Source organism: Mycobacterium sp. 1274761.0 (assembly GCF_001668615.1).
Lineage (GTDB): Bacteria > Actinomycetota > Actinomycetes > Mycobacteriales > Mycobacteriaceae > Mycobacterium.
This window is the reverse complement of sequence record NZ_LZMC01000003.1, coordinates 1-13,881: the sequence shown is the minus strand read 5'-3', so window position 1 is coordinate 13,881 and position 13,881 is coordinate 1. Positions and strand designations below refer to the sequence as shown.

General features: G+C 66.1%; 12 protein-coding genes. 10 read left to right on the top strand and 2 right to left on the bottom strand.

Annotation, left to right across the window (positions count from 1 at the left end; translation table 11 throughout):
• Positions 1-62 precede the first annotated feature (62 nt).
• Genes A5651_RS00710 through A5651_RS00700 form a run of 3 tightly spaced genes read left to right on the top strand, consistent with a single transcriptional unit; the run spans position 63 to position 3,370 of the window.
• Complete coding sequence (locus A5651_RS00710; RefSeq protein ID WP_066974577.1) at positions 63-1,214, top strand: thiolase family protein; 1,152 nt, start codon at positions 63-65, stop codon at positions 1,212-1,214.
• Between the two features lie 12 nt (positions 1,215-1,226).
• Positions 1,227-2,102: a methylmalonyl Co-A mutase-associated GTPase MeaB gene (gene meaB, locus A5651_RS00705; protein WP_066974575.1), complete on the top strand. Its 876-nt coding sequence runs from the start codon at positions 1,227-1,229 to the stop codon at positions 2,100-2,102.
• Positions 2,103-2,137: 35 nt separating this feature from the next.
• Positions 2,138-3,370 (top strand): cytochrome P450, encoded by a 1,233-nt coding sequence (locus tag A5651_RS00700; RefSeq protein WP_066974572.1) that lies wholly within the window; start codon positions 2,138-2,140, stop codon positions 3,368-3,370.
• Here the strand turns inward: A5651_RS00700 and A5651_RS00695 are convergent.
• A complete protein-coding gene (locus tag A5651_RS00695) occupies positions 3,367-4,980 on the bottom strand; it encodes an FAD-dependent oxidoreductase (protein WP_066974570.1) in 1,614 nt (537 codons plus the stop codon). The two genes, A5651_RS00700 and A5651_RS00695, sit on opposite strands and share 4 nt — an antisense overlap.
• Before the next feature lie 29 nt (positions 4,981-5,009).
• A complete protein-coding gene (locus A5651_RS00690) occupies positions 5,010-5,714 on the bottom strand; it encodes an IclR family transcriptional regulator (RefSeq protein WP_066974568.1) in 705 nt (234 codons plus the stop codon).
• Between the two features lie 127 nt (positions 5,715-5,841).
• On the opposite strand from A5651_RS00690, the gene A5651_RS00685 reads away from it, so the two are divergent.
• The 7 genes from A5651_RS00685 to A5651_RS00655 form a co-directional block, all read left to right on the top strand.
• Positions 5,842-6,705, top strand: a complete 864-nt coding sequence (locus tag A5651_RS00685) for an alpha/beta fold hydrolase (RefSeq protein ID WP_066974566.1) — start codon at positions 5,842-5,844, stop codon at positions 6,703-6,705.
• 4 nt (positions 6,706-6,709) lie between these two features.
• Positions 6,710-8,392 (top strand): bifunctional 3-(3-hydroxy-phenyl)propionate/3-hydroxycinnamic acid hydroxylase, encoded by a 1,683-nt coding sequence (locus tag A5651_RS00680; RefSeq protein ID WP_066974564.1) that lies wholly within the window; start codon positions 6,710-6,712, stop codon positions 8,390-8,392.
• A complete protein-coding gene (locus tag A5651_RS00675; RefSeq protein WP_066974636.1) occupies positions 8,340-9,260 on the top strand; it encodes a 3-carboxyethylcatechol 2,3-dioxygenase in 921 nt (306 codons plus the stop codon). The genes A5651_RS00680 and A5651_RS00675 overlap by 53 nt, the downstream gene beginning before the upstream one ends.
• Complete coding sequence (locus A5651_RS00670) at positions 9,260-11,020, top strand: FAD-binding protein (protein ID WP_066974634.1); 1,761 nt, start codon at positions 9,260-9,262, stop codon at positions 11,018-11,020. Before A5651_RS00675 ends, A5651_RS00670 begins: the two co-directional genes overlap by 1 nt.
• Positions 11,017-12,345 (top strand): LLM class flavin-dependent oxidoreductase, encoded by a 1,329-nt coding sequence (locus tag A5651_RS00665; RefSeq protein WP_066974562.1) that lies wholly within the window; start codon positions 11,017-11,019, stop codon positions 12,343-12,345. Before A5651_RS00670 ends, A5651_RS00665 begins: the two co-directional genes overlap by 4 nt.
• Before the next feature lie 7 nt (positions 12,346-12,352).
• A complete protein-coding gene (locus tag A5651_RS00660; RefSeq protein WP_066974560.1) occupies positions 12,353-13,192 on the top strand; it encodes a coniferyl-alcohol dehydrogenase in 840 nt (279 codons plus the stop codon).
• The coding region (locus tag A5651_RS00655; RefSeq protein ID WP_066974558.1) for a cyclase family protein at positions 13,176-13,881 on the top strand (706 nt) is incomplete at its 3' end. The genes A5651_RS00660 and A5651_RS00655, both read left to right, overlap by 17 nt.

Here is a 13,881-nt window from a genome sequence, read left to right as displayed (position 1 = left end):
GCAACTGGCACTCTCGATCAGAGAGAATAGCATTCTCGCACCGACCGAAACGGAGTCCCCACATGCCAGAAGCCGTGATCGTTTCCGCCCTGCGGACTCCGATCGGGACAGCGATGAAGGGCACACTGCGCGATACCGACGCCTATCAGCTCGCCGAGCACGTGGTGGGCAGCGCGGTCGCCGATCTCGACGACAACACGATCGACGACGTCATCCTCGGGGAGGGGCTCTACGGCGGTGGCGTCGTGGCACGTCATGCCGCCATCACCGCCGGCCTGCCCGCGGTGCCCGGCCTGGCGCTGAACCGGCACTGCGCCGCCGGCCAGGCGGCCGTGCAGAGCGCCGCGGCGAGCATCAGGGCGGGCATGGAGCAGCTGATCCTCGCCGGCGGGGTGAACTCGGCGTCGACCTCACCGCGGTTCAAGCGGCGGGCGGGCAGCCATAAAGACGCAGAGCTGGTCGACTGGTTCCCGCCGACGCATCCCGACCGGCCGGATGCGCCCAACATGGACATGTCGATCACGGTCGGCTGGAACGCCGCGGTCAAGGCGGGCGTGAGCCGCGAGGAGATGGACGAGTGGGCGCTCGGGTCGCACCGCAAGGCCATCCAGGCCATCGACGAGGGCCGGTTCAAGGAAGAGATCGTCCCCATCGACACACCCCACGGCCTTTTCGAGGTCGACGAGCATCCGCGTCGCGACACCAGCATCGAGAAACTCGCATCGCTGAAACCGTTGCACCCCGAGATCGAGGACTTCTCGATCACGGCGGGCAACGCGTGCGGCGCCAACGACGGCGCCGCCGTGCTGGCCGTCGCCAGCGACCGCCTCGGTCTGCCGGCCCTGGCCACCCTCAAGGCCTGGTCGTCGGTTGGTGTCGACCCGGCGTCGACCGGTCTGGCACCCGTCGAGGCGATTTCGAAAGCGCTTGGCCGGGCGGGCCTTTCACTGTCAGACGTCGACCTCTTCGAAATCAATGAGGCCTTCGCGTCGATGTGCGTGGCGACCATCAAACTTCTGGACATCGATTCCGACATCGTCAATGTCAGCGGTAGCGGCTGCTCGCTCGGCCATCCGGTGGCCGCCACCGGGGCCCGGATGCTCGTCACACTGGTGCATGAGCTGCGCAGGCGCGGCGGCGGTATCGGGGTCGCCGCAATGTGCGCGGGCGGCGGGATGGGGTCGGCCACCGTCATCGAGGTTCCCGCGCCGTAGGCTCGGCCAGAGATGACCATCGACGAGCTCATCACCGCGGCGCGCGGCGGGTCCACCCGAGCGGCCGGCCGGCTGTTGAGCCTTGTCGAAAGCTCCCGTCGTGACGAGGTACTCGCTTCGATCGGCGAAACCACCCCAACTCGCATCGTCGGCCTGACCGGACCGCCGGGGGCGGGCAAGTCGACGACCGTCGCGGCTCTCGTGGCCGCCTACCGGGCCCGCGACATGCGGGTCGCCGTGTTGGCCGTCGATCCTTCGTCGCCGTACAGCGGCGGCGCGCTGCTCGGTGACCGGATCCGGATGGCCGCGCACATCAACGATCCCGACGTGCTGATCCGCTCGGTGGCCACCCGCGGTCATCTCGGCGGTCTGGCCGCGGCGATCCCCGCGGCCACCCGGTTGCTCGCCGCCCTGTCCTACGACCTGATCGTGTTGGAGACGGTCGGTGTCGGCCAGTCCGAGATCGAGATCGCCGCGGTCGCCGACCCGGCGATCGTCGTCCTCAATCCCGGTGCGGGAGACGCAGTCCAGGCCGCGAAGGCGGGGCTGCTCGAGGTCGCCGACATCGTCGTGGTGAACAAGGCCGACCGCGAAGGCGCCGATCAGACCGTCCGCGACCTACGCGCCGAGACCAAGGCACCGATACTGAAACTCGTTGCCGCACAGGGCGAGGGCATCCCCGAGCTGGTCGACGCCATCGAGGCGCACGCCCGCGCCGACAGCCTGGAACGCCGCAAGGCGCGTGCGCGGGCTCAGATCCTGTCGCTGGCCCAGACCCTGCTGCACACCCACGCCGATCTCGACCGGTTGGCGGAATCGGTGGCCGACGGCCGATCCGACCCCTATACCGCGGCAGAACAGCTGTTCGCCATTCCTGTCGAGTCCTGATCTGCTACAAATCTGCCAACGAACGGAGCCGAGCAGTGAACGTATCGAGTTCAGTGGTCTCGAGTGGCCCTGTCGTCTTCGACCCGTACTCCGACGATTACTTCGACTCGCCGTTCGAGACGTATCGGCGCATGCGTGACGAGGCGCCGCTGTACTACAGCGAGCAGTACGACTTTTGGGCATTGACCCGCTACGACGACGTATCGGCAGCGATCAGGGACCACGCGACGTTTTCGTCGGCCAACGGCGTCACGCTCGACATGGTCAAGGCGAATGCCGCCGGCAACGACAGCGGCGCGATGGCGAAGATCATCATCAGCCTCGATCCGCCAGAGCATGAGCGCATGCGCAAGCTGGTCAACCGCGTGTTTACGCCCCGTGCGGTCGCATCGTTGGAGTCGCTTGTGCGCGAGACGATCGAACGCTATGTGAGCCAGCTGGATCCGAGGTCGTTCGACGCCGTCGAAGACTTCGCCGCACTGTTTCCGGTCGACATCATCACCTCGATGCTCGGCGTACCTGCCGAGGACAGGCAACAGCTGCGGTTGTGGCTCGACAAGGGGCTCGAGCGCGACGGCCTCGGTGTGTCAGCCGAAAGCATGGACGCCGTGATGAAGTCCGGTGCCTACTATTACGAGCTCATCCAGGAGCGGCGTAAGCGGCCGCAGGACGACATGATCAGCGGGCTCATCGAGGCCGAGATCATCGAGGACGGCGAGACCCGTCGGCTCGACGATATCGAGATCACCGGATTCTGCACCATGCTCGGCGGTGCGGGCGCCGAAACGGTGACCAAGCTCGTCGGCAACGCGGTCGTGGTGTTCGCCGACAACCCCGACCAGTGGCAGAAGCTGCGCGACGATCGCAGCAAGATACCGGCGGCCTTCGAAGAGCTATTACGCTACGAAGGGCCGTCCCAGTACCAGATTCGCACCCCCACTCGGGATGTCACGTTGCACGGCAAGACAATCCCCGAAGATGCGCCGGTTTTGCTCATCAACGGCTCGGCCAGCCGTGACGAGCGCTTCTTCCCCGACGCCGACCGGTTCGACATCGATCGCGAACGCAAGGTCGGCTACAACCTCAACTTCGGCTACGGGATTCACAGCTGTCTGGGCGCCGCGCTGGCGCGGATGGAAGGACGCATGGCACTGGAAACGCTGCTGGATCTGATCCCGCGCTATGAGATCGACCGCTCGGGCCTGCAGCGCGTCCACATGACGAACGTCCTGGGCTGGTGCAACGTGCCCGTCCGCGCGGTGCCCTAGCTGACCGACGTCCCCGTCGCTGCCGCGTATCCGGCGCGGAAACCGAAAACCATTGCGGGGCCGATGGTTCCACCGGCGCCGCCGTAGGCCTTTCCTGTTGCCCCGGCCATCGCGTTACCGGCCGCGTACAGGCCAGGGATCGGGTCGCCGGTGACGTGCAGCACGCGTCCGTCCCGGTCGGTGCGCGGTCCGCCCTTGGTGCCCATCGCGCCTACGGTGACCGGAACCGCGTAATACGGCGCCGTGTCGATCGGGCCAAGCGTCTTGCCCGCGGTCGTCTCCGCGTCGTTGTCGCCCCAATACCCGTCGTAGGCGCTGGAGCCGCGGTCGAACTCGGGGTCGTGGCCGTTGGCGACGTTGTCGTTCCAGGCGTCCAGTGTGCGTGTGAGGCCATCGGCGTCGATACCGGTTTTCTCGCTGAGTTCGGCGAGGTCGCGGGACTGACAGAACCAGGGCGGCACCGGACCGTCGGGGGCGACGCCCAGAAAGCCATAGCGCTTGAGGTGCTGATCGTCGAAGACGATCCACGCCGGATCGTTGATGTAACCGTGGCGGGGGTCGAGATGATGGAACGGTCCGGCCATCGAGTTGTATTCGCCCGCCTCATTGAGGAATCGCTTGCCCGCCCGGTTGACGATGATGCTTCTGGGCCGGGTGCGTTCCAGCCGGACGCTGCGACTGCGCGGCTGTCCTTCGAACGTGTCGCCGGGGATCTGGACAATGGGCACCCACCACGCCTCGCCCATGTTGGCGAGGTCGGCGCCGTGGGCCATCGCCATGCGCAGGCCGTCCCCGGTGTTGTTGGGTGGGGACACCGGGCCGCGCATCGGTCCACGCAGGAACGCCTCCACCAGCGCCTGGTCCCACTCGAATCCGCCGGTTCCGAGGATCACGCCGGAGCGGGCCCGGATGCGAATATCGTTGGTTTCGACCTGGATTCGGGCACCGACGATAGCGCCGTCCTCGGCGATCAGTTCCACCGCTCTGGCATGCGTATGCGGCGTCACGCCTCGGTCGAGCAGGCCCTTCAGCAGACCGGCGATCAGTGCGGTGCCAGCCACGCAGTAGTCGCCACTCTCGGTGTCGACGGCGGCGTGAATGCGTGCCCGGGTTTCCGCATCGATGCCGACGTTGCTGAAATCGGCGGGAAACGACGTGATCCGGTCCTTCCACTCGCCGAGGCGCGACAGGTCGAACGGTTTGACGTTCAACGAGCGGCCTCCCGTGGGTCGCCCGCCCGGCAGCTCCGGCTTGTAATCGGGGAAACCTTCGGCGATTTCGAACTCCAGCTCGCTGTGCTGCTCGACGAAATCGAGCATCGCCGGGCCCGTGTGCACGAACGTGCGGACCAGTTCGCGATCCATCACGCCGAGCGATTGGGCCTCGAGGTAACGCAGCGCATCGGTTTCGGTCAGTTCACCGTCGGGCGAGCGACGATGGGCGGGGATCCACACGATGCCCCCCGACACGGCGGTGGTACCGCCGACGGTTGCGGCCTTTTCGTAGACCTCTACCGATGCGCCGTTGGCCGCGGCCGCCAAGGCCGCTGTCAGCCCGGCGCCACCGCTGCCCAGCACGACGACGTCGACTTCGCTGTCCCACTTCGTCACCGTTGCTCACCCTCCTGAGTCAGTCAGCCTCAACCGAGGATCGCGGATAATGCGTTGGCCGCTTTGATGACTGAGTCCTTGCCGCCTATCACCACATCTTCGCGGTGGGAGATCAGGTTGATGCAGGTCGGTGGCGACGGCGGACTGCGTCGGACGGGGACGGCAAGGCCATAGGTGTTCGGCTCGATCTCACCGTGTGTGATGACCCAGCCCTGTTTGCGGGTCTGCGGCACCAATTTCCGCTCGCCGGGGCGCGGAGGCATGCTGGCCAGCAGCGCGATGCCGGCCGCGCCGCGGTCCAGGGGGTAGCGGCTGCCCTCGTGGAACGCCAACTGGTAGAAGACATTCGTTGGCACGATGACCGCGATGGCGACCTGCTGGTCGCCCTCGGCAATGAGCAGCGACACCGTGGTGCCGAGCTCGTCGGCCAGCGCGCGCAGGGTCGGCAGGCTCAGCTGCCGAACGTTGTTGTCGAAGGAGGCGCCGAGTACGGCGAGCGCCGACGCCGGGCGGTACCGACCATCCTCGCCTTTGGCCACGAACCGGTATTGCGCCAGCGTCGTGAGCAGCCGGTAGGCGATCGTGCGGTGCACACCGATGTCGTCGGCAACCTGCTGGGCCGTCAGCCCGTTCGGCGCAGCGGCGACCAGCTGTAGGGCGGCGAGCCCGCGCGCCAAGGTCTGCGATCCGGGTGCACCGTTTGATCCGGTGCCGGCGCCGCTACTCCTTGGCATGCGCCCTCCTTGACAGAACGGATTCACGAGAGTGATGCTCTGACTATAGTGCACGTATATGTGCGATAAATGAGCAGAGTGCTTACAACTCACGAGAATCAATTCTCGTTGTCAGAGAGGTGACGAGGTGTCGGAGCACGAAAGCGTCTGGAGCGATCTCCAGGGCGTGGCGTTCTCTCAGGGGTACCTCGATGCGGGCGGCGTTCGCACCCGCTACCTCCACGCCGGTGATCCGAGCAAGCCCGCGCTGGTGCTGCTGCACGGCTCTGGAGGCCACGCCGAGGCGTATGTCCGCAACCTCGAGGCACACGCTGAGCACTTCTCGACCTGGGCGATCGACATGCTCGGCCACGGTTACACCGACAAGCCTGGACATCCGCTCGAGATCGGCCACTACGTCTCGCACCTCATGGCGTTCTTCGATGCGATCGGCGTCGACCGGGCCCACCTGAGCGGCGAATCGCTCGGCGGGTGGGTGGCATCGCGGGCCGCGATCGACCACCGCGACCGCATCGATCGTCTGGTGCTCAACACCGCGGGCGGCTCGCAGGCCGACCCCGAGGTCATGAAGCGAATCATCACCTTATCGATGGCCGCGGTGGAAGCGCCGACGTGGGAAACCGTGCAGGCCAGGATCAAATGGCTGATGGCCGATAAGGCACGCGACTACGACGACATCGTCGCCAGCAGGCAGCGGATCTACCGTCAACCGGGCTTCATCAACGCCATGCGCGACATCATGGCGCTGCAGGATCCCGAGATCCGGGCGCGAAACCTGTTAGGCCCTAAGGATTACAGCGCCATCACTGCGCCCACCCTGGTCGTGTGGACCAGCGATGACCCTACCGCCGATGTGACCGAGGGCAGGCGGATTGCCTCCATGATCCCGGGCGCCCGCTTCGAGTTGATGCCGGGGTGCGGCCATTGGCCGCAGTACGAGGATCCCAAGGCCTTCAACCGGCTCCACCTAGACTTCCTGCTCGGGCGTTAGGACCATGGCCGAGACTCGCGACATTGTGATCATCGGGGCTGGCCCCGTCGGACTCACGCTGGCCAATATCCTTGGGCTGCAGGAAGTTCGGACCCTGGTGGTCGACGAACGTGACAGCCTCATCGACTATCCCCGCGGCGTTGGGCTCGACGACGAAGCCCTCCGGACCTTTCAGTCGGTCGGGCTTATCGAACAGATCCTGCCCCACACCGTGCCCAATCAGATCCTGCGCTTCTTCGACGCGAAGCGAAAGCTGCTCGCGGAGATGGCCCCGCCCGACGCCAGGTTCGGCTGGCCGAAGCGCAACGGCTTCGTGCAGCCCATGGTGGACGCCGAGCTCCTGCGGGGCCTTGACCGTTTTGACCATGTCGAGGTGCGGTGGGGCCACCGGATGCAGCACTGCGCCGAAGCCGCCGACGGTGTGACGGTCGAGTTCGCCGGTGGCCGCGCGCCGGTCATGGCCCGCTATGTTGTCGGCTGTGACGGCGGCCGGAGCGCCACGAGGCGGTTGATGGATGTGTCGTTCGACGGCACCACCTCGCCGACCCGCTGGCTCGTCGTCGACTGCGCCAATGATCCTCTGGGCCATCCCAACAGCGAGGTCGGCGCCGATCCGGCGCGGCCCTACGTGTCGATCTCGATCGCGCACGGGATCCGCCGCTTCGAGTTCATGATCCACGGCGACGAGGCGGACGACGAAGCCGACAGCCCGGAGTTCGTGCGGCGCATGCTGGCGACGATGGTTCCCCATCCCGAGCGGGTCGACATCATCCGCCACCGGATCTACACGCACCACTCGCGGATCGCGGGCGCGTTCCGGCAGGGGCGGCTGATGATCGCGGGCGACGCCGCCCACTTGATGCCGGTGTGGCAGGGCCAGGGTTACAACAGCGGCATTCGCGACGCCGCCAACCTCGGCTGGAAGCTTTCGGCGGTGGTGAAGGGCCAGGCCGACGACGCACTGCTGGACACCTACGACGTCGAGCGGCGCAAACACGCGAGGGCGATGATCGACTTGTCCACGATGGTCGGCCGCGTCATATCGCCGACGAACCGGCGCGTTGCGGCGCTGCGGGACAAGGTGATTCATGCGGCGTCGTTGCTACCGACCCTCAAACGCTACGTGCTGGAGATGCGGTTCAAGCCGATGCCCCGCTACGAGCAGGGCGCCGTCTACCACGGCGAGCCGCGTGCCGAATCGTCCCCGACGGGCACGCTGTTCGTCCAGCCCCGCGTCGACACCCGCGATCAGCGCAACGTACTTCTCGACGATGTGCTGGGGACGGGGTTCGCCGTGCTGTGCTGGAGCAACAATCCCCGGGCGCTGCTCGACGACGAGGCGTTCGCGCGGTGGAAAGCGTTGGGCGCGAAATTCGTTGCGGTACGGCCGATGACGCAACTGCACTGGCCCGGCCACGACGACCCCGACGTCGTGATCGTCGGTGACCGCACCGGTGCCCTCAAGGCGTGGTTCGACGCGCACACCGACTCGGTGCTGTTCCTGCGACCGGATCGATGCATCGCGGGTGCCTGCATCGCCCAACGCGCGCCGGAACTGAGCGCGTCGCTGTTCACGGTTCTTCATCTGACCCAGGAAGGAGGCTCGAATTCCGATGGCGCTGACGCTGTGCTGCATGTCCCACAGCCCACTGCTGAATCTTCCGGGACCGTCGCAGGATCTTCTTGACGAGATCAACGCCGCCCTGGCCGCCGCCCGAGACTTCGTGCGTGCCTTTGACCCCGAGCTGGTCGTCATCTTCTCGCCGGACCACTACAATGGCGTCTTCTACCGCATGATGCCGCCGTTCTGCATCAGCACGAAGGCGACCGGAGTCGGTGACTACGGCACCCAGGCCGGTCCTCTCGACGTCCCCGACGACATCGCCACCGCCATGGCGGAAGCGGTGCTGGGCGCCGATGTAGACGTCGCGATCTCGGCGAGCATGGACGTCGACCACGGCACCGTGCAGCCGCTGCAAACCCTCTTCGGTGACGCCGCCGCACGTCCGGTCATCCCGATTTTCATCAACTCCGTCGCCACGCCCCTTGGGCCACTGCGCCGGTCACGTGCCCTCGGGACAGCGGTCGGGAAATTCCTTGCGACGTTGGATAAGAGGGTGCTGGTGGTCGGCTCAGGCGGCCTGTCACACGACCCTCCCGTTCCGACGCTCGCGACGGCTCCGCCCGCCGCGCACGGACGCATCGTGCTCGGTGAGCCGATGTCGGCCGAGCAGCGTCAGCAGCGTCAAACCGCGGTGATTCAGGCGGCCCACGACTTCGCCCACGGCGGGAGCAAGCTGCAGGCGCTGAATCCCGAGTGGGACAGCCGCTTTCTCGAAATCGTGGACAGCGGCCACCTGTCCGACGTCGACCGGTGGTCGACGTCATGGATGGCGCACGAGGCGGGCAACTCGGCACATGAGGTTCGCACCTGGGTTGCGGCGTTCGCGGCGTTAGCGGTCCAAGGCGCTTATCGGACTGAGAACCGGTTCTACCGCGCGGCGCCGGAATTGATTGCGGGTTTCGCCGTACGAACGGCGGTGCCGGTGTCATGATGTCGGCCGAATTCGATGTGACCGTCGATGTTCTCGTCGTCGGGTCGGGTGGTGGCGGCATGACGGCCGCGCTCACCGCCAACGCCGCAGGCCTCGACACTCTGGTCGTCGAGAAGTCAGCGCATTTCGGCGGCTCCACCGCACTGTCGGGCGGCGGCATCTGGGTGCCTGGCGCTCCGTCGCAGCGGAAAGAGGGCTATGTCCCCGATCCCGATGACGTGTTCACGTACCTGAAGACGATCACCAGCGGTCTTGTCAGCGATGCCCGTTTGCGGCGATACGTGGACAAGGCGCCGGAGATGATGGAGTTCCTCGAGGGGCGCAGCCGATGGTTCGAATTCGTGTGGAAGCCGGGTTACGCCGACTACTATCCGGAACTGCCCGGCGGTTCGGCGCTCGGCAGCACTATCAATGTGCCGGAGCTCGATCTGCGCAAGCTCGGCGACGAAGAGCAGAACCTATTGCAACCGCTGGCGTTGGCGCCGCGGGGAATCTGGTTTGCGCCCAAGGATCTTCGCCTGTTTTACCAAGTCCGGCAGAGCTGGCGCGGCAAGGCGGTCCTGCTGAAGTTGGTGTGGCGCATGTTCCGGGCGCGGGTGTTCGGCGACCGGATGGCGGCGATCGGGCAGTCGCTGGCCGCGCGCATGCGGATGGCGATGAAGGAGCACGGTATCCCGCTGTGGCTGAACTCGCCGATGACGGAGTTGATCACCGACACCGACGGCGGCGTGGTCGGCGCCGTCGCGGAACGCGACGGCCGACAGCAGCGCATCGGTGCCCGCGGCGGCGTCATCCTCGCCGCGGGCGGCTTCGACCACGACATGGAGTGGCGTCGCCAGCATCTGCCGGTGCTCGAGAAGGACTGGAGCTTCGGCAATCCCGCCTCCATGGGGGACGGCATCCGGGCAGGGGAGAAGGTCGGCGGCTCGACCGACCTGCTCGACGAGGCCTGGTGGTTTCCCGCCATGTGCTGGCCCGAAGGGCGTCTGCAGTTCATGCTCAACGAACGGATGATGCCCGCACAGTTCGTGGTCAACGGGGACGGCAAACGGTTCATCAACGAGGCCGCCCCGTACATGGATTTTGCGCACGCCATGATCGACGGGCAGAACTCCGGTGTCACCCATATTCCGTGCTGGTTGATCACCGACATCCGCTCCTTCCACCGCTATGTCGTCGCGGGGCATCTGCCGATTCCGAAGGTGCCGTTCGCGCCTGTGCCCACGGGCAGGAAGGTGCCCAAGGCGTGGCTGGACTCGGGGATCGTCAAGGAAGGCAGAAGCTTCGAAGAACTCGCCGCCGAAATCGGCGTGCCGCCCGCAGCGCTTCGACAGACCGCCGAGCGTTTCAACGAGCTGGCACGCAAAGGCCACGACGACGATTTCAACCGGGGCGATTCGGCTTACGACAACTACTACGGCGATCCCACCCTGCCCAATCCCAACCTGCACCCGCTCGGCAAGCCGCCGTACTACGCGTTTCAGATCGTTCTCGGGGACCTCGGCACGTCCGGCGGCCTGCGGACCGACGAGTTCGCCCGCGTGCTGCGAGCCGACGACACGGAGGTGAAGGGTCTGTATGCGGTGGGCAATACCTCAGCGGCGGTCATGGGTCGTAGCTACGCCGGCGCCGGAGCAACCATCGGCCCCGCCATGACCTTCGGCTACGTCGCCGCCAGGCACATCGCAGACCAGCTGCCGAAAACCGGTGGCGCCACGACCGATTCGGCTCTCGATTCGCATCGAAAGGTAACCAAATGAAGATCTCGCTGTTCTATGAATTCCCGCTGCCGCGGCCGTGGAGTGACGACGATGAGCACAAGCTCTTCCAGGACGGCCTCGATGAGGTGGAGGCCGCCGACAAGGCCGGCTTCTCCACGGTGTGGCTGACCGAGCACCATTTCCTCGAGGAGTATTGCCACTCGACTGCGCCCGAGATCTTCCTGTCGGCAGCAAGCCAGCGCACAAAGGACATCCGGCTGGGGTTCGGCATCATGCATCTACCGCCTGCGGTCAACCACCCCGCGCGCGTCGCAGAGCGCGTGTCGACGCTCGACCTGATCTCGAATGGCCGTGTCGAGTTCGGCACCGGTGAGTCGTCGTCGGTGGGCGAGCTCGGTGGGTTCGGCATCGATCCCGCGGACAAGCGCAAGATGTGGGAAGAGGCGCTCGAGGTGTCGATCCGCTGCATGATCGAGGAGCCGTTCACCGGGTTCAAGGGTGAGCACGTCGAGATGCCGCCGCGCAACGTGGTGCCCAAGCCGCTGCAGAAGCCGCATCCGCCGGTGTGGGTGGCGTGTACCAGGCCCGCGTCAGTGTCGATGGCAGCCCAAAAGGGCCTCGGCGCACTGAGTTTCGCCTACACAGGCCCCGGGCCGCTGGCCGAACGCGTCAACGGCTACTACAAGGAGTTCGAGGAGAAGGCCGCGCCGGTCACGCCGCAGATGAACCCGAACATCCTGGCGATCGGCGGTGATCTGTCGATGATGGTGGCGCCCACCGACGAGCAGGCCATCGAGCGGCTCGGCAAGGGTGGCGGCTTCTTCGCCTTCGGCATCATGCACTACTACATGACCGGGATGCACACACCGGGCCGGACAGGGGTGTGGCAGCGCCACCTCGAGGAGATCGAGAAGGACCCCAGCATCGTCTACGGCCCCGACCGCGGGCCGATCGGCAGCCCCGCCACCGTGCGGGAGTTCCTGCGCGGATACGAGGAAAGTGGTGTCGACGAGCTGATCCTGCTGCTGACCCCGCGGCGTCACGAGGAGACCATGGAGTCCATCGAGTTGATGGGCAAGGAAGTTCTGCCCGAGTTCATCGAGCGTCATGAGAAGGTGGCCGCGGAGAAGGCGAAGCGGATGGAGCCGATCCTCGAGAAGGCCGATGCGCGCAGGCCCGCATCGAATGCGCCGGCGTTCGACGAGACCTACGCCTTCGGCGGGCTGCCGACCGGGCGTGAGAACTACACCGCCAACGAGGTGTCGTTGGCGATGGACGAGATGAACGCCGGGATCGAGGCGGCCGCGGCGAAGCTGAAGTCGGGGCAGGGCTGGGACAGCCGCAATCCCTCTGCGGACAAGTAATTAGGTAATGGGACGGATCGACGACCTGTGGGGCTACGACGGTAAGCGCGTCGTCGTCACCGGTTGTGCCTCGGGCATCGGCGAGCGCGTCACCCGTCAGCTCACGGAGCTGGGCGCCGAGGTCGTCGGCTTGGATCTGCACCGTCCGGCCCTGCAGCTCAAGGATTTCCATGAGCTCGATCTGTCCGACTGGGCATCGATCGATGGCGCTGTCGCCGCGATCGGGGGACAGGTCGATGCGCTGTTCAATGTGGCGGGGGTGTCGTCGGGCATCGGCGACCCACTGCGCGTCGTCACCATCAACTTCCTGGGAACCCGGCACTTCACGGAGTCGTTGATTCCCGTGATGCCCGCAGGTTCGGCGATCGCCAACGTGTCGTCGCTGGCTGCCTCGGCCTACCGAGAGAACGCGACCGTCACTGCGGAATTGGTGGACACGGCGACGATGGCCGAAGGCATCGAGTGGTGTCAGCGCAACCCGCAGCCCGTCGCCGACGGCGGCGGCTACCGATTGGCAAAGGAGGCCCTCATCCTCTACGGCATGGCTAAGGTTGTCGTGTTGGGGGCCAAGGGAATTCGGATTAACTGCACGGCGCCGGGAGTCACCGACACACCGATCCTCGACCAGCTGCGCGGTGCCTACGGGCAGGAGTTTCTCGACTCGTTCACCACACCGCTGGGCCGCGCGGCGGAGGCCGACGAGCAGGCCAGCGTGCTGGTGTTTCTCAACAGCGCCGCGGCCCGCTACATCACCGGCCAGGTGATCTGGGTCGACGGCGGTTCGGTCGCCGAGCGGGAATTCGGAGACATCTCGAACAGGAGGGCCACCCATGGCCGACTGGAATGATTTTCGGCGCGTCGCCGATGATGTCCGCAACTGGGGACGATGGGGAGACGACGACGAGCTCGGCACGCTGAACCTCATCACCGACGACAAGGTCCAGCAGGCCGCGGGGCTCGTCAAGCACGGCAAGGTCTTTCCGCTCGGAGTCGACTTCGGGTCGTCAGGACCGCAGGGAGCCTTCCACTTTCGGCAGAACCCGTTGCACCTCATGACCGTCGACGGCGGGGATGCGAGCACCCTCGCCGAATACGGCCCGCCCTGGCTGAAGAATCCGGCGGCGACTCAGCTCAGCAAGTACTGGGCCAATGGTCCGATGCGGTTCAACGACGACGTCATCATCATGCCGCTGCAGGCGGCCACCCAGTGGGATGCGTTGTCGCATGTGTATTACGAGGACAAGCTGTACAACGGGTTTCCCGCGGATTCGGTGACCAGCCTCGGCGCGTATCACTGCGGTATCGACAAGGTGGACGGCAAAGGCATCATCTCGCGCGGCGTGCTGCTCGATATTGTCCGGCTGCGGGGCGTCGAGACATTCTGCGAACTCGGCGAGCCCATCACACCCGCTGAACTCGACGAGGCGGCGCGCACGCAGGGGGTCACTGTGTCCAGCGGTGACGTCGTGTTGGTTCGGACCGGTTGGTGGGCGCGGTTTCAGCAGACCGGTAACGGCGCCGAACCCGGTGCCGGAC

Excerpts from the sequence above, each read along its gene's own strand:
- A5651_RS00680 (WP_066974564.1), top strand. The coding sequence starts at position 6,710 with ATGGCCGAGACTCGCGACATTGTGATCATCGGGGCTGGCCCCGTCGGA.
- A5651_RS00660 (WP_066974560.1), top strand. The coding sequence starts at position 12,353 with ATGGGACGGATCGACGACCTGTGGGGCTACGACGGTAAGCGCGTCGTC.
- A5651_RS00665 (WP_066974562.1), top strand. The coding sequence starts at position 11,017 with ATGAAGATCTCGCTGTTCTATGAATTCCCGCTGCCGCGGCCGTGGAGT.
- A5651_RS00675 (WP_066974636.1), top strand. The coding sequence starts at position 8,340 with ATGTCCCACAGCCCACTGCTGAATCTTCCGGGACCGTCGCAGGATCTT.
- A5651_RS00690 (WP_066974568.1), bottom strand. The coding sequence starts at position 5,714 with ATGCCAAGGAGTAGCGGCGCCGGCACCGGATCAAACGGTGCACCCGGA.
- meaB (WP_066974575.1), top strand. The coding sequence starts at position 1,227 with ATGACCATCGACGAGCTCATCACCGCGGCGCGCGGCGGGTCCACCCGA.
- A5651_RS00710 (WP_066974577.1), top strand. The coding sequence starts at position 63 with ATGCCAGAAGCCGTGATCGTTTCCGCCCTGCGGACTCCGATCGGGACA.
- A5651_RS00670 (WP_066974634.1), top strand. The coding sequence starts at position 9,260 with ATGTCGGCCGAATTCGATGTGACCGTCGATGTTCTCGTCGTCGGGTCG.